Annotated in this window: 10 protein-coding genes; 7 read left to right on the top strand and 3 right to left on the bottom strand. The window is 60.2% G+C overall.

Annotated features, from left to right (window positions below; all coding sequences use genetic code 11):
• Nucleotides 1-378: 378 nt before the first annotated feature.
• On the bottom strand, nucleotides 379-3,225 hold the full coding sequence (gene rapA, locus AO065_RS08795; protein WP_004888208.1) for an RNA polymerase-associated protein RapA: 2,847 nt from the start codon (nucleotides 3,223-3,225) through the stop codon (nucleotides 379-381).
• 232 nt (nucleotides 3,226-3,457) lie between these two features.
• On the opposite strand from rapA, the gene AO065_RS08790 reads away from it, so the two are divergent.
• Nucleotides 3,458-3,790 carry a hypothetical protein gene (locus AO065_RS08790; RefSeq protein WP_004888207.1) on the top strand — a complete coding sequence of 111 codons (333 nt, stop codon included), beginning with the start codon at nucleotides 3,458-3,460 and terminating at the stop codon, nucleotides 3,788-3,790.
• Between the two features lie 139 nt (nucleotides 3,791-3,929).
• The gene (locus AO065_RS27285; RefSeq protein ID WP_004888206.1) at nucleotides 3,930-4,088 is read left to right on the top strand and encodes a hypothetical protein; all 159 of its coding nucleotides are present in this window, start codon (nucleotides 3,930-3,932) and stop codon (nucleotides 4,086-4,088) included.
• A 286-nt stretch (nucleotides 4,089-4,374) separates the two neighbouring features.
• Here AO065_RS27285 and AO065_RS08780 read toward each other — a convergent pair whose 3' ends face one another.
• Nucleotides 4,375-4,845, bottom strand: a complete 471-nt coding sequence (locus AO065_RS08780; RefSeq protein WP_004888205.1) for a MaoC family dehydratase — start codon at nucleotides 4,843-4,845, stop codon at nucleotides 4,375-4,377.
• A 44-nt stretch (nucleotides 4,846-4,889) separates the two neighbouring features.
• Nucleotides 4,890-5,834 carry an alpha/beta hydrolase gene (locus AO065_RS08775; protein WP_004888203.1) on the bottom strand — a complete coding sequence of 315 codons (945 nt, stop codon included), beginning with the start codon at nucleotides 5,832-5,834 and terminating at the stop codon, nucleotides 4,890-4,892.
• A 206-nt stretch (nucleotides 5,835-6,040) separates the two neighbouring features.
• Here AO065_RS08775 and fadD2 point away from each other — a divergent pair, with 206 nt between their 5' ends.
• The 5 genes from fadD2 (at nucleotide 6,041) to AO065_RS08750 (ending at nucleotide 16,523) form a co-directional block, all read left to right on the top strand.
• A complete protein-coding gene (fadD2, locus tag AO065_RS08770) occupies nucleotides 6,041-7,729 on the top strand; it encodes a long-chain-fatty-acid--CoA ligase FadD2 (protein WP_004888201.1) in 1,689 nt (562 codons plus the stop codon).
• 357 nt (nucleotides 7,730-8,086) lie between these two features.
• Complete coding sequence (fadD1, locus tag AO065_RS08765; protein ID WP_004888200.1) at nucleotides 8,087-9,778, top strand: long-chain-fatty-acid--CoA ligase FadD1; 1,692 nt, start codon at nucleotides 8,087-8,089, stop codon at nucleotides 9,776-9,778.
• 150 nt (nucleotides 9,779-9,928) lie between these two features.
• On the top strand, nucleotides 9,929-13,840 hold the full coding sequence (gene hrpA, locus AO065_RS08760) for an ATP-dependent RNA helicase HrpA (protein ID WP_004888198.1): 3,912 nt from the start codon (nucleotides 9,929-9,931) through the stop codon (nucleotides 13,838-13,840).
• 291 nt (nucleotides 13,841-14,131) lie between these two features.
• Nucleotides 14,132-15,253 (top strand): beta-ketoacyl-ACP synthase III, encoded by a 1,122-nt coding sequence (locus AO065_RS08755; RefSeq protein ID WP_004888197.1) that lies wholly within the window; start codon nucleotides 14,132-14,134, stop codon nucleotides 15,251-15,253.
• A gap of 145 nt (nucleotides 15,254-15,398) precedes the next feature.
• Entirely contained in the window at nucleotides 15,399-16,523 is a 1,125-nt protein-coding gene (locus tag AO065_RS08750; protein WP_004888195.1) for a GNAT family N-acetyltransferase, read from the top strand.
• Nucleotides 16,524-16,596 lie beyond the last annotated feature (73 nt).

Genomic DNA, 16,596 nt, shown 5'->3' with positions numbered 1-16,596 from the left:
CCCCCGAATCAGTGTCAGGACGAAGGAACCCCGGCGAAGCCGGGGCCGGAACCGGAGCAAAAGGCATTGCTTACTTTGGCCTCTCAAAGTAAGTCGCCGAGAGGCGAAAAGGTGACTGGAGCCATGCGCTCGGCTCACTGAATCCGCAATCTGTGCCATGTGTGACGCGGAGCGTCACGGGAGGCATGCCCACGCGGAGCGATGGGCACGATCAGTGTCGAGGCGGACTTGTGTATAACGATGAGCGCAGAGCGTAGGAACGATCAGTTTGGATGACGCGGAGCGTGAGGAACGATCATGAAACCCTGATCGTTCCTCACGCTCTGCGTGGGAATGCCTCTTGGGACGCTCTGCGTCCAGCGTCGGCAGCGCCGCCGATCAGCCCGCCACCAGCACCCGAATCGCTTCCAGACGCAACGCAGCCTTTTCCAGCATGGCCAGACCCTGTTCACGCTGGCTGCGCAAGGCAACCAGTTCGCTGTCGCGCACGGTCGGGTTGACCGCCTGCAGGGCCGTCAGGCGCGCCAGTTCCTCTTCGGTATCAGCAGCCAGACGACGTTGCGCTTCAGCCACGCGCTCGGCGTGTTTCGGCATGATCTTTTCTTCGCCCGCGTTGATCCGTGGCGTCAGCACGTCGCGCTGGGCCTGAATGAACTTGTTGGCGCTGGCACGTGGCACGCTTTCGAGCTGATCGTTAAGGGTGTTGAACGACACACGGCTCGACAGGTCATTGCCGTTCGGATCAAGCAGGCAGCGCAGTGCGGCCGGTGGCAGGTAGCGGCCCAGTTGCAACGAGCGCGGTGCAACCACTTCGCTGACGTAGATCAGCTCAAGCAGCACAGTGCCCGGCTTCAGCGCCTTGTTCTTGATCAGCGCCACGGCGGTGTTGCCCATCGAGCCGGACAGCACCAGATCCATGCCGCCCTGGACCATCGGGTGCTCCCAGGTGATGAACTGCATGTCTTCGCGAGACAGCGCCTGGTTGCGATCGTAGGTGATGGTCACGCCTTCGTCGTCGCCCAGCGGGAAGCTGGCGTCGAGCATCTTCTCGCTCGGCTTGAGGATCAGTGCGTTTTCCGAATGGTCTTCGCTGTCGATGCCGAACGCGTCGAACAGGGTTTCCATGTAGATCGGCAGGCTGAACTGGTCATCCTGTTCCAGAATCGCTTCTACCAGCGCCTCGCCTTCGCCCGCGCCGCCGGAGTTGAGTTCCAGCAGGCGGTCGCGACCTGTGTGCAGTTCGCTTTCCAGACGCTCGCGCTCGGCGCGGGCCTCATCGATCAGGGCCTGCCATTCGTCATCATCACCGCTTTCCAGCAGCGGCAGCAGACGCGGGCCGAACTGATGCTGCAGTGCGTTACCGGTCGGGCAGGTATTGAGGAACGCGTTCAGCGCTTCGTGATACCACTGGAACAGTCGTGCCTGCGGGCTGGTTTCCAGGAACGGCACATGCAGTTCGATGGTGTGCTTCTGGCCGATACGGTCCAGACGGCCGATACGCTGCTCCAGCAGGTCCGGGTGCGACGGCAGATCGAACAGCACCAGATGGTGGGCGAACTGGAAGTTGCGGCCTTCACTGCCGATTTCCGAGCAGATCAGCACCTGTGCACCGAACTCTTCGTCGGCAAAATAGGCAGCAGCGCGGTCACGTTCGAGGATGTTCATGCCTTCGTGGAAGACCGTGGCCGGGATACCGGAACGCACGCGCAGCGCGTCTTCCAGGTCCATGGCGGTTTCGGCGTGGGCGCAGATGACCAGCACCTTGACGCGCTTGAGCATCTTGAGTGTGTCGATCAGCCAGTCGACGCGAGGGTCGAAACGCCACCAGCGTTCTTCTTCGCTGACCTCGGAATGAGCCTGGAAGCTGACTTCCGGATACAGATCGGCGTGCTCGCCCAGGGGCAGTTCCAGATATTCGGCCGGGCAGGGCAGCGGGTATTCGTGCAGCTTGCGCTCCGGAAAACCTTGCACGGCGGCACGGGTATTACGGAACAGCACGCGGCCGGTGCCATGACGGTCCAGCAATTCGCGAATCAGACGGGCCTTGGCTTCGTCGTCGCCCGCATTGACGGCAGCCAGCAAGGTCTCGCCTTCGGCACCCAGGAAGCCGTGAATGGTTTTCTGGGCTTCTGCCGACAGTACGCCCTTGTCGAGCAGTTCCTGCACCGCCTGAGCGACCGGGCGATAGTTTTCACTCTCGGCGCGGAAGGCGTTCAGGTCGTGGAAACGGTTCGGGTCCAGCAGGCGCAGGCGGGCAAAGTGACTGTCCTGACCCAGCTGTTCCGGGGTTGCCGTCAGCAGCAGTACGCCGGGGATGACTTCGGCCAGTTGCTCGACCAGCGAATATTCGCGGCTGGCCTTGTCTTCATGCCAGACCAGGTGGTGTGCTTCATCGACGACCATCAGGTCCCAGCCCGCTGCAAACAGCGCGTCCTGAGCCTTTTCATCGGAGACCAGCCACTCCAGCGCGACCAGCGCCAGTTGGGTGTCTTCGAACGGGTTGCCGGCATCGCTTTCCATGAAGCGTTCGGCGTCGAACAGCGCGACCTGCAGGTTGAAACGGCGGCGCATTTCGACCAGCCATTGGTGCTGCAGGTTTTCCGGCACCAGAATCAGCACGCGATTGGCGCGACCGGACAGCAACTGGCGATGAATCACCAGACCGGCTTCGATGGTCTTGCCCAAGCCCACTTCGTCGGCCAGCAGAACGCGCGGCGCAATGCGGTCAGCGACTTCGCGGGCGATGTGCAACTGGTGGGCAATCGGTTGGGCACGCACACCGCCCAGACCCCATAGTGAGGACTGCAACTGACGGCTGGTGTGTTCAAGCGTGTTGTAGCGCAGCGAGAACCAGGACAACTGGTCAATCTGGCCAGCGAACAGACGGTCGGTCGCCAGGCGGAACTGGATGAAGTTCGACAGCTGGGTTTCCGGCAGCGTGACCACTTCGTTGCGGGCATTCAGGCCGTGATACACCAGTAGCCCGTCGACATCGTCCACTTCGCGGACGGTCATCTTCCAGTTTTCGAAGTGAGTGATCACATCGCCCGGAGAGAAACGCACGCGGGTCAGCGGTGCATTACGCAGTGAGTACTGGCGCGTTTCGCCAGTGGCCGGATAGAGCACGGTCAATAAGCGGCCATCCTGTGCCAGAACGGTGCCCAAACCCAGCTCGGCTTCGCTGTCGCTAATCCAGCGTTGCCCCGGTTGATACTGCTGCGCCATGCTGCCTGTCTCCCGACGTGAAAAAGCCGACTATGTTAACGGAACGCGCCCTGAAGGCCAAAGGTGGCGTTGAAAAACCTGCGGATTCGCTGCGAACCGGCGAATTTTTCCTTTCATGGCACTTATTTCATTAAACCCAGTCAAAAAAAGCCTTATAAATTATTGCAGTCTATTACAGGGCTGTTCAAGTTGCGTCGCGGACGGCCGAAAGCCCGGTAAGAGGAGAAAAACCATGCTGCAACCCATGCTCCCGTTAAGTGTTGTGCCGGTGACCTCTCAGATGGACCCGGCCAAGCGTGTCCCCGATATCCCGCCGGTGGCGCCTGTACAGCCGAGCTCCAGCGAGACATCCATCGATCTGCGTCACGAAGACTCCGAGCGCAGCGCCCTGCTGTTGCGTGAAGAGCAGCGTCAGCAACAGGGGCGTCACAGCGACGAAGAAAGCGGTGAATACCAGGGTCTGGTCATTCCCGGAGACTCGTTAAACGCTGACAACACCGTCCCGGTCGTGCCGTTGATCGATGACGAGCCGCGCCAGGGGTTGTGGGTCGATATCCAAATTTGAGGTCGAGCGTCCCGCGAGAGGACTCCGCCTGCGTACGCTGCCGATTGATTCACACCTGACTTCAGGTTTCCGACTGGTCATCACCGATGCTATTGAGCATTATTGGTGCTGATTCCACGTGTCCGGGAACTGCACAACCATGAGCGACGATGGCAAATTGATCGATCTTGGCGCCGAGCGCGCCAGACGCGTTCATGATCTGAACGATAAACGCCTGAACGAAGTACGTAATGCCTTTGAGCAGGCCATGCCGCTGACGGGCAAGAAAAAGCCGAAGAAAAAGCCGAAAAAGCGTTGAGCCATTTAGCGGGTGTTGATGCAGGTCAACTTCCGAGCGCGCTGCAACGGCTAGCCTGATGGGTATCGGACGGGGCAGAAGACGGCGTGGGGCCAATGTCTTCATCACCCTGTTCGAGCTGTCTGACGTGAAGGGCTGCCGCTCTTGTAAGGCGCACCCTTCGCACTGAGCACGCAAGGCACTTCGGGCGACTTCGGTCGCCCTTTTTTGCGTGCTCCGGCACTAGCCTGTTCCCGCATTGACGGGTCCTGGCTCAATCCGCGTGCCTTTCAGCCAATAGCCCTTTTCAGCCAACAGTGATTTCAGGCAGCACGGTCAGTTCGACGGTCTGTTGTTTGCGTGGGGCGAGAATTTCCGCTTCGCCGTCGACGACCAGCTCATCGTTCTGATTGAACACGCGGGTCGCGATGCGCACGCGGAATTTCGGCAGTTTTTCGAGAATTTCCAGACGCACCGTCAGGGTGTCACCCAGTTTGACCGGCTTCTGAAAGGTCATCTGCTGACCGATGTAGATCGTGCCAGGGCCTGGCAGCTCACATGCCACTGCCGCGCTGATCAGTGCACCGCTGAACATGCCGTGAGCGATACGCTCCTTGAACATGGTTTTGGAGGCGTATTCGGCGTCCAGGTGGACCGGGTTGTGATCGCCGGACATGGCCGCGAACAGCTGAATATCGCGTTCCTGAACTGTCTTGCTGTAGCTGGCTTTCTGACCGACTTCAAGGGCTTCGTAGGGCGTGTTGGTGACTTGAGTCATGTGTCTGTCCTGGACAAAATATGGAAAAGATAAAAGGTGCGTGATCACTCCGCGCGATGCGGTCCTGGCTGATCGAGGGCGTATTTCAGCCAGTCGAGCAGGTCCTGGGTCACTTCATCGCGATTGATGTCATTAAGCAGTTCGTGCCGCGCCTGCGGGTAAACATTGAGTTGTAACACCTGATGACCCGCTTCTGCCAATGCATCGGCAAGATCCTTCAGACGCTTGCCGGCACTCACCGGATCACATTCGCCGCCAATAATCAGCAACGGAAGGTTCGAATCGATCTGTGCCAGGTTCGACGGCTCACTGATTTTCTGCAGCCCGCCCAGCATATCCGCCCACAATTGATTGGTGCAGCGAACGCCGCAGAGCGGGTCCTGAATGTACTTGTCCACCTCATCCGGGTCCCGGCTGAGCCAGTCGAAACGGGTCCGCGTCGGCTCGAACGCCTTGTTGAACGAGCCGAACGACAGCCATTCGATCAACGCGCTGCGCCCCTTGCGGCCCTGACGCAGGCGTTCGAAACGGACGACCAGATTTGCACTGCGGTAGAACGATGCCGGATGGAAATTCGACCCACTGAGAATAGCGCCCTGCAGACTGGCACCGTGATGCATCAGGTAAGTCTGGGCGATGTAACTGCCCATGCTGTGACCCAGCAGAAACAGGGCCACCCCCGTATGGCGCTGGCCGATCGACTGGCTCAGGGTCGCTAGATCGTCCACCACCTTTCCCCAGCCATCCTCATTGGCGAAATGCCCAAGCCTGCCCTGCAGGGCGGTTCTGCCGTGCCCGCGCTGGTCATGCGCGTACAGGGCGATGCCCGCTGCATTCAGCGCTGCGCCCAGTCGTGCGTAGCGGCCGCTGTGCTCGGCCATGCCGTGGGCAAGCATCACCACGGCCACGGGAGCCGTGTCCGGCAGCCAGGCATTGACGTAAAGGCGGCAGTGGTCGCTGGCGTCAAGCCAGAATGTCTCGTGCTTCATGGCGATGTCCCGATCTGGAGCGGCTGCCCGGTGGATGCATGTTTCAGTTTATAACCCGAAGGTGATTGCATCCTGAATAGCAGAAAGATTCACAGTGTTGATGACGCCAACTGGCATATTTGCCTTCCAGGCGTTAGCTGCTAACGTCGGGCCAGTCCCGATTCTGAGTAACGGGCCAGCCATGAGCAGGGAAGAGGATAAAAATAATGCAGCCTGAATTCTGGAATGACAAACGCCCTGCCGGGGTGCCCTCTGAGCTGGATCTGCACACCTATCGGTCGGTCCTTGAGGTTTTCGAAAGCGCCTGCAAAAAATTTGCAGACAAACCTGCTTTCAGCAACATGGGGGTCACGCTGACCTACGCAGACCTGGACCGTCACTCGGCAGCGTTTGCCAGTTATCTGCAACACCATACGGATCTGGTGCCCGGCGACCGCATTGCCGTGCAGATGCCCAACCTGTTGCAGTACCCCATCGCAGTGTTCGGTGCGATGCGGGCGGGCCTGATCGTGGTCAATACCAATCCGTTGTACACCGCACGCGAGATGCGTCACCAGTTCAAGGACTCCGGTGCCAAGGCGCTGGTCTACCTGAACCTGTTCGGCAAGCTGGTGCAGGAAGTGCTGCCTGACACCGAACTTCGTTACCTGATTGAAGTGAAGATGGGCGACATGCAGTCAGCCGCCAAGGGGTGGTTGATCAATACCATCGTCGCCAGGGTCAAGAAAATGGTTCCGGCCTATGACCTGCCCCAAGCCGCAGGCTTCAAGGACGTGCTGCGCATGGGGCGTGACGGTTCTGTCAAGCCTGTCGCGGTCGGGCTGGATGACGTGGCGGTGCTGCAATACACCGGTGGTACTACCGGAATGGCCAAGGGCGCGATGCTGACTCACGGCAATCTGGTCGCCAATATGCAGCAGGTGTACGCCTGCATGCGACAGCACTGTCCCGAGCGTGGCGTGATGTTCGGCGAGGCCCGGGAAGTGATGATCGCGCCGCTGCCGCTTTATCACATCTATGCATTTACGGCGCACTGCATGTGCATGGTCATTAGTGGCAATCACAACATTTTGATCACCAATCCGAGGGATATCGCCGGGTTCATCAAAGAGCTTGGCAAGTGGAAGTTCACGGCCATGGTCGGGCTCAATACCCTGTTCGTGGCGCTGATGAATCATCCTGATTTCAGGAAGCTGGATTTCTCCACACTGAAGAGCACCAACTCTGGCGGCACCGCGCTCGTCAAGGCCACGGCCGAGCGTTGGGCTGAAATGACGGGATGCACAATCGTCGAGGGTTACGGTCTGACCGAAACGTCCCCGGTGGCCAGTGCCAATCCCTATGGCACGCTGGCGCGGCTGGGCACGGTGGGCATTCCGGTGCCGGGCACCGGCATGAAGGTGATTGATGATGAAGGCGCGGAGTTGCCGTTCGGCGAGCGCGGCGAGCTGTGCATCAAAGGCCCGCAGGTCATGAAAGGCTACTGGAATCTGCCTGAGGCCACCGCCGAAACGCTGGACGCAGAGGGATGGTTCAAGACGGGTGATATCGCCGTGATCGGTGCCGACGGTTTCGTCAGCATCGTGGACCGCAAGAAGGACCTGATCATCGTGTCCGGCTTCAACGTCTACCCCAACGAAATCGAAGACGTGGTCATGTCGCACCCGAAAGTCGCCAGCTGCGCCTGCATCGGAGTGCCGGACGAGCGTTCAGGCGAAGCGGTCAAACTGTTTGTGGTCCCGCGCGAGGCGGGTCTTACTGTCGAAGAACTCAAAAGTTTCTGCAAACAGAACTTCACGGGCTACAAGGTTCCGAAACAGATCGTGCTGCGTGAATCCCTGCCGATGACCCCGGTCGGCAAGATCCTGCGCAGGGAGCTTCGTGACATCGCCTGATGTGGAGTAATTGTCTCTTTTTACGTCGCTGGCCCCGCTTGTGCTGAAGTGCAAGCGGGGCCTGTTTTTTTGGCTAAGCTCACTACGCTTGTCCTGAGTGCTCTGGCTCAATGCTTTCAGGGATTTCAGGAATTCTCGCAATAAAGTCAGGGACGTGACTGATGGTGTCTAGCTGGTCACTTTTGTGACCGTAGAGGCCCGGTTTGCCTCTAGTCGACTTTTGGCAAAGCTGCTACTCTCGGCGCGCTTTTTGACCTGTCATGAAGCGAATGAGCGTCTACTGCACAATTCCAAAACACAAAAAAATCATCGCCCAAAGCGATGTGAAGAATTCGCGATCGCTATGGAGCCGGCTGAATGATTGAAAACTTCTGGAAGGATAAATACCCGTCTGGCATCGCCCCTGATGTCGATCCTGATGAGTATCCCAACGTCCAGGCGGTCCTGAAGCAGTCCTGCCAGCGTTTCGCCGATAAACCCGCGTTCAGCAATCTGGGCAAGACACTTACCTACGGCGAGCTGTATGAATTGTCCGGCGCATTCGCCGCCTGGATTCAGCAGCACACCGACCTTGTGCCGGGTGACCGCATCGCCGTCCAGCTGCCCAACGTGTTGCAGTACCCGGTTGCTGTCTTCGGCGCCATCCGCGCCGGGCTGATCGTGGTCAACACCAACCCGCTGTACACCGCGCGGGAAATGGAACACCAGTTCAACGACTCGGGCGCCAAGGCGCTGGTCTGTCTGGCGAACATGGCGCATCTGGCCGAGAAGGTCGTGCCCAAGACCCAGGTCAAACATGTCATCGTCACCGAGGTGGCCGATCTGCTGCCACCGCTCAAGCGCCTGCTGGTCAACAGTGTCATCAAGTACGTCAAGAAAATGGTTCCGGCCTACCACCTGCCTGATGCGGTCAGATTCAATGACGTGCTGAAAAAAGGTCACGGTCGGCCGGTTGCCGAGGTGTCGCCCGACAGAGCCGACGTTGCCGTATTGCAGTACACCGGTGGCACTACCGGCGTGGCCAAGGGCGCGATGCTCACCCATCGCAACCTGATCGCCAACATGCTGCAGTGCAGGGCGCTGATGGCTTCCAACCTCAATGAAGGCAGCGAAATCCTCATCACGCCATTGCCGCTCTACCACATCTACGCCTTCACCTTTCACTGCATGGCGATGATGCTGATCGGCAACCACAACGTGCTCATCAGCAACCCGCGTGACCTGCCTGCCATGGTCAAGGAGCTGTCGAAGTGGAAGTTCAGCGGCTTTGTCGGTCTCAACACCCTGTTCGTTGCACTGTGCAACAACGAAGCGTTCCGCAACCTTGATTTCTCGGCGCTGAAAGTTACCCTGTCCGGCGGTATGGCCCTGCAACTGGCTGCCGCCGAGCGCTGGAAGCAGGTCACCAACTGCCCGATCTGCGAAGGTTACGGCATGACCGAAACCAGCCCGGTGGCGACGGTGAACCCCATCCAGAAAATCCAGATGGGCACCATCGGCATCCCTGTGCCGTCGACGCTGTGCAGGGTCATCGACGACGCTGGCAATGAGCTGGCGTTCGGTGAAACCGGCGAATTGTGCGTCAAGGGACCTCAGGTCATGAAAGGCTACTGGCAGCGCCAGGAAGCCACGGATGAAATGATCGACGCCGATGGCTGGCTCAAGACTGGCGACATCGCGATCATTCAGCCTGACGGTTACCTGCGTATTGTCGATCGCAAGAAAGACATGATTCTGATCTCCGGTTTCAACGTCTATCCCAACGAACTGGAAGACGTACTGGTCACGCTTCCCGGCGTCCTGCAATGCGCCGCCATCGGCATTCCGTACGAGAAATCGGGTGAAGCCATCAAGGTGTTCGTGGTCGCCAAACCGGGCGTGACCCTGACCAAGGATCAGATCATGGAGCACATGCGCGCCAACCTGACCGGCTACAAGGTCCCGCGCAGCGTGGAGTTCCGCGATTCACTGCCGACCACCAACGTCGGCAAGATCCTGCGCCGTGAGCTGCGTGATGAAGAGTTGAAGAAGCTGGGCATCAAGAAGTAATCGCGAGTTTGCGTGGCAGACAACGCCGTGTCCTCTGACACGGCGTTGTTGTATCAGCTCAGCCCAATCCACCCTCGACAGTCGTCCTGCTTCCCGCAATCTGCGACAATCGCAGCCCTGTATCCTTCAAGAAAAGACTCTGCGCACCTGATGACCGACGAATCGCCTTCCATCGACCAACTCCTGAAAAACCTCGATCAAGCGATGATCGGCGACCGCCATCGTCTGCGTCGGCAGTTGCATGAACTGCGCAAGAAGCCTGACGAGGCGAAGCTGGCGCAATGGGTGGCGCGGGTTCAGGCGTCCTGTGCGCAGGTCACGTCTCGGCGCGAGAGCGTGCCGACGGTTCGCTATGACGACAACCTGCCCATCGCCGCCAAGCGCGACGAAATCAAGGACGCGCTGCTCAAGCATCAGGTGCTGATCATTGCGGGCGAAACCGGCTCGGGCAAAACCACTCAGTTGCCAAAAATCTGCCTGGAAATCGGTCGCGGGCAGCATGGTCTGATCGGTCACACGCAGCCGCGTCGAATTGCAGCGCGCAGCGTCGCCAGCCGGGTCGCCGATGAATTAGGCACTCCGCTGGGCGCGCTGGTCGGTTATCAGGTGCGTTTCGAAGACCAGAGCGACAGCAACACCCTGATCAAGCTGATGACCGACGGCATCCTGCTGGCCGAAACCCAGCACGACCGTTTTCTTGAGCGCTACGACACGATCATTGTCGACGAAGCCCACGAACGCAGCCTGAACATCGACTTCCTGCTCGGTTACCTGAAAACCCTGCTGCCGCGTCGTCCCGACCTGAAAGTCATCATCACGTCGGCGACCATCGACCTGCAGCGCTTCTCGGAGCACTTCAACGACGCGCCGATCATCGAAGTGTCGGGCCGCACTTTCCCGGTCGACACCTGGTACCGCCCGCTGACCAGCGAGCAGGATGAAGAGGGCAACAGTGTCGAAGACGACCTGACCGTCGATCAGGCGATTCTGGCCACACTCGAAGAGTTGGCGGACTTTGAGCGCAGCGAGCGCAAGAGTCCGGGTGACGTCCTGGTGTTCCTGCCCGGCGAACGGGAGATTCGTGACGCGGCTGAAATGCTGCGCAAGGCCCAACTCAGGCACACCGAAATCCTGCCGCTGTACGCACGCCTGTCGCCTGCCGAGCAGCAGCGCATTTTCCAGTCCCATTCGGGACGGCGCGTGGTGCTGGCCACCAACGTGGCCGAGACCTCGCTGACCGTGCCCGGCATCCGCTACGTGATCGACACCGGTACTGCGCGCATCAGTCGCTACAGCTACCGCGCCAAGGTTCAGCGGCTGCCGATCGAAGCCGTGTCCCAGGCCAGCGCCAATCAGCGTAAAGGCCGTTGCGGTCGTGTCGAGCCGGGCCTGTGTGTGCGCCTGTACAGCGAAGAGGATTTCAACGCCCGACCTGAATTCACCGACCCAGAGATCCTGCGCACCAACCTGGCGGCGGTGATCCTGCAGATGCTGCACCTGCGTCTGGGCGAGATCACTGACTTTCCGTTCATCGAGCCGCCGGACGGCAAGGCCATCAGTGACGGCTTCAACCTGTTGCAGGAGCTGTCGGCAGTCAATCGCGAGAACCAGTTGACCCCGTTGGGCCGTCAACTGGCGCGCTTGCCGGTGGACCCGCGCATGGGCCGCATGCTGCTGGAAGCCGCCAAACAAGGCAGCCTGCAGGAAGTGCTGATCGTGGCCAGCGCCATGTCGGTGCAGGACGTACGCGAGCGTCCGCCCGAGCGACAGCAGGCGGCCGATCAGGCGCATGCGCAATGGAAGGACGCCGACTCGGACTTTGCCGGGCTGGTCAATCTATGGCGCGGTTTCGAAGAGCAGCGCCAGGCACTGACTGCCAGCCCGTTGCGCAACTGGTGTCGCCGCAACTTCCTCAATTACCTGCGACTGCGCGAGTGGCGCGACTCTCATCGGCAGTTGAGCCTGATCTGTCGTGACCTGCAATTGACAGTCAACAAGGAGCCAGCGGATTACCCGAAATTCCACAAGGCGATTCTGTCCGGCCTGCTGAGCCAGATCGGCCAGAAAGCCGACGAGGGCGACTACCTCGGTGCGCGGCAACGGCGGTTCTGGATTCATCCGTCATCCGGATTGGGCAAGAAGCGTCCGCAATGGTTGATGACCGCCGAACTGGTGGAAACCACCAAGCTGTATGCACGCATGGTCGCCAAGATCGATGCCGACTGGATCGAGCCACTGGCCGGGCATTTGATCAAGAAAAACCACTTCGAGCCGCATTGGGAGAAGAAGCGTGGACAGGTCGTGGCCTTCGAACAGATCACGCTGTTCGGCCTGATCGTGGTCGGTCGCCGCCCCGTGCATTTCGGCCCTGTCGATCCTGTGGTGTCGCGTGAGCTGTTCATCCGCGAGGGACTGGTGCGCGGTGATATTCAGTCCCGCGCCAAATGCCTGAGCGCCAACACCCGCTTGCTGGAGCAGCTCGACGAGCTGGAAGCCAAGGCCCGGCGCCGCGACATTCTGGCTGACGAAGACACGCTGTATGCATTCTACGAAGCGCGCATTCCGGCCGATATTCATCAGACCGCGACCTTCGACAGCTGGTACAAGACCGAGAGCCAGAAGAATCCGCAATTGCTGATCATGCGCGAAGAAGACGTGCTGGCCCGCGAGGCCAGTGAAGTCACCGCTGCGCAGTACCCGGACACTCTGCGACTGGGCGAACTGAGCCTGTCGCTGACCTACCACTTCGAGCCCAACCATCCGCGTGATGGCGTGACCCTGCGTGTGCCTGCGCCGTTGCTGTTGTCGCTGCCCGCCGAACGTCTGGAATGGCTGGTGCCGGGGCTGCTGGAAACCAAGTGCATCGCGTTGGTCCGCAGTCTGCCCAAGGCAGTGCGCAAGAACTTTGTACCGGTGCCGGACTTCATCAAGGCGGCGCTGCAACGCATCACGTTTGGCGAGGGCTCGCTGACCCAAGCGCTGGGTCGCGAACTGCTGCGCATGACCGGGGCGCGAGTGACCGACGAGGCGTGGGCGGAAGCGACCCAGCAACTCGAAAGCCACCTGAAGATGAACTTAGAAATCGTCGATGGTGACGGCAAGTTTCTGGGCGAAGGTCGCGACCTGGATGCGCTGACAGCACGTTTCGCCGAAGCGAGCCAGGCCGCGCTCGCCGTTCCGCAGACCGCGAAAAGTCAGCAGCCGGTGGAAGCCAAGGTCTTCGCGCCGGTGGCGCAAAAGACTCAGCAGAACATTGCCGGTCTGTCGATGACGGTGTATCCGGCGCTGGTGGAGGAGGGCGGCACGGTCAAGGAAGGTCGCTTCTCGACCCAGGCCGAGGCCGAGTATCAGCATCGCCGTGCGCTGCAGCGCCTGTTGCTGCAACAACTGGCTGAGCCTGCGAAGTTTCTGCGCAGCAAGCTGCCGGGGCAGACCGAGCTGGCGCTGTTGTACCGCGAGCTGGGGCGCATCGATGCACTGATCGAAGACATCCTGCTGGCCAGCCTCGACAGCTGTGTGCTGGACGGCGAAGCCGAATTGCCGCGCGACGGGGCCGGGCTGCTGTCACTGGCTGAACGCAAACGCGCCGACTGGACCGAGCATGCCGAGCGTCTGGCGAAGCTGACGCTGGAAATCCTCAAGCTTTGGCATGGTTTGCAGAAGCGTTTCAAAGGCAAGATCGACCTGGCTCAGGCGGTCGCGCTCAACGACATCAAGGCGCAACTGGGCAAGCTGGTGTATCCGGGCTTCGTGCGCGAAACACCCGCGCAGTGGCTCAAGGAAATGCCGCGCTACCTGAAAGCCATCGAGATGCGCCTGGAAAAACTGCCGGGTCAGGTGCAGAAGGACCGGGTCTGGAGCATAGAGCTGGCAGGCCTGTGGGCGCAATATCAGGCGCGAGCCGACAAACACCGCCAGGAAGGCAAGCGCGATCCTGAACTGGCGGTCTATCGTTGGTGGATGGAGGAATATCGTGTGTCGCTGTTCGCCCAGCAGTTGGGCACGAAAATGCCGGTTTCTGACAAGCGGCTGAGCAAGCAGTGGGCGATGGTCGAAGGCTGATCCTGAGCCCGGCACCCCGTCGAAAAATGGTCTGAGCGGACTGCACAGGCAGCAAGGCGAGAAGGATCTCAGGGCCGATGTTCATTGGCCCGATAGCGCCAAAACCGGGCGCTGTGGCACACTCCGCGTCTGTCTTCACAATGCCATGGACGCGGCTTGAGCCTTGCGCGCTTTCAGTCATGCGCATGTTTTATCTACGCATTGGTACGCTGGTCCCAGAAGAGTCTGGATTGCCGCCTACCGTGCCCTGGCAGGCCAACCCCTGCGACCTTCAATAAGAGAGGAACGACCGTGCACAACGTCGTCATCAGCGGCACAGGCCTGTACACCCCGGCCAACAGCATTTCCAACGAAGAGCTGGTGCAGTCCTTCAATGCCTACGTCAACCAGTTCAACAGCGAGAACGCTGCGGCTATCGAGCGTGGCGAGCTGGAAGCACTGAGCGAATCCAGCGCAGCGTTCATCGAAAAAGCCTCGGGCATCAAGAGCCGCTTCGTGATGGACAAGCAGGGCATCCTCGACCCGCAGCGCATGAAACCGAACCTGCCTGAGCGTTCCAACGATCAGTGGTCGATTCTGTGCGAAATGGGCGTCGCAGCGGCGAAACAGGCGCTGGAACGAGCGGGCAAGACCACGGCTGACATCGACGGCGTTATCGTTGCCTGTTCCAACCTGCAGCGCGCCTACCCGGCGGTCTCCATCGAGATCCAGGAAGCGCTGGGTATCGCAGGTTATGGTTTCGATATGAACGTGGCCTGCTCGTCGGCCACCTTCGGCATTCAGGCGGCGTGCAACAGCGTGCAATTGGGTCAGGCCCGCGCCATTCTGGTCATCAGCCCGGAAATCTGTACAGCCCACCTGAACTTCCGTGATCGCGACAGCCATTTCATCTTTGGTGACGGCGCAACCGCAGTCGTGGTTGAGCGTGCTGATCTGGCGACCTCGCCGTACCAGTTCGATATCGTCAGCACCCGCCTGCTGACCAAGTTCTCCAACAACATCCGCAACAACTTCGGCTTCCTCAACCGCACGTCGGACGAGGGCCAGGGTGCGCCGGACAAGCTGTTCGTGCAGGAGGGCCGCAAGGTGTTCCGCGAGGTCTGCCCGATGGTGGCGGAACTGGTCGGCGCGCATCTGGACGACAACGGCCTGAACGTCAGTGACGTACAGCGCTTCTGGCTGCATCAGGCCAACCTGAGCATGAACCACCTGATCGTCAAGAAACTGCTGGGCCGCGACGCGACGGTCGAAGAGGCCCCCGTGATTCTCGATACCTACGCCAACACCAGTTCGGCCGGATCGGTCATCGCCTTCCACACCTACCAGGATGACCTGCCCAAAGGTGCGCTGGGCGTGTTGAGTTCGTTCGGTGCGGGTTATTCGATTGGCAGCGTGATCCTGCGCAAACGCTGATTGCATCGGCGATCGGCATCCTGATGCGCGGGGTGCCGACCTGTCGGTTGAAAGGCTTGGTGTAGAGCGGTCTTCGATTCGCGGTCGTTTACATTCCCTCTCAATGAGTGATACTCGTCGCACGTTTACCTCCGAGGGAACCTGCATGCCGGTTCACGTCGTCGACAACCTGAGTACCGTCGCGCCTGCCCAATGGGATGCGCTGGTACCGGGCAATCAGCCGTTTCTGCGCCACGCCTTTCTGACCTCGCTGGAAGACAGCGGCAGCCTCGGGCCGCGCTCCGGGTGGCGTCCCGAACATGTGCTGCATTACGAAAACGAACAACTGGTGGCTGCGCTTCCGGCTTATCGGAAATGGCATTCCTACGGCGAATACGTGTTCGACCACGCCTGGGCCGACGCCTGCCGTCGCGCCGGTATTGCGTACTACCCCAAGCTGCTGGTGGCGGTGCCGTTCAGTCCGGTGGGCGGCTCGCGAATTCTGTCTGCGACTCCTCAGGGTGCCTCGGAGCTGGTGAGCGAGCTGCCGGCGTATTTGCAGAGCGAAGGTCTGTCGAGCGCGCACATCAACTTCACCGATCCAGCCGCCGACGCGTTGCTTGAAACCCAGGCGGGCTGGCTGTCGCGCATTGGCTGCCAGTTTCATTGGCACAACCGTGGCTATCGGGATTTTCAGGATTTTCTGGACGCGCTGAGTTCGCGCAAGCGCAAGCAGATGCGCAAGGAGCGTGAGCAGGTGGCGGGGCAGGGCATCGCCTTCGAATGGCTGGAAGGGTCACAGATGACCGAGATTCTGTGGGACTTCGTGTACGCCTGCTATTCCAATACCTATGAGATACGTGGGCAGGCGCCGTACCTGACGCGCGAATTCTTCAGCCTGCTGGCCGAGCGCATGCCCGAGTCGATCCGCGTGGTGCTGGCGCTGCAGGGCTCACGTCCGGTGGCCATGGCCTTCAGTCTGATCGGCGGCGACAGCTTTTATGGGCGTTATTGGGGCTGTCTGGCCGAGTTCGACCGCCTGCACTTCGAGACCTGTTTCTATCAAGGGATGGACTACGCGATTGCCAGCGGACTGCAACGCTTCGATGCCGGTGCTCAGGGCGAGCACAAACTGATCCGCGGCTTCGAACCGCAGATCACCCGGTCATGGCACTACCTGATGCACCCCGGCCTGAAAGACGCCGTGAGCGATTTCCTTGAGCAGGAGCGGGTGGGCGTGATGGCGTATGCCGAGGAAGCGCGGGCCGCGTTGCCTTATCGGCAGGTTTGAGTCCCCGTGGGAGGCGGCTTGCCGGCGATGGCGTCCGTTCAGTCACTGACAGGTCGCTTCAGAAAAAGCATCG

The organism is Pseudomonas viridiflava (genome assembly GCF_001642795.1).
In the GTDB taxonomy this organism is placed as follows: domain Bacteria; phylum Pseudomonadota; class Gammaproteobacteria; order Pseudomonadales; family Pseudomonadaceae; genus Aquipseudomonas; species Aquipseudomonas viridiflava.
The sequence above is the reverse complement of the archived record's forward strand: the minus strand, read 5'-3'. Positions and strand labels throughout refer to the sequence as shown.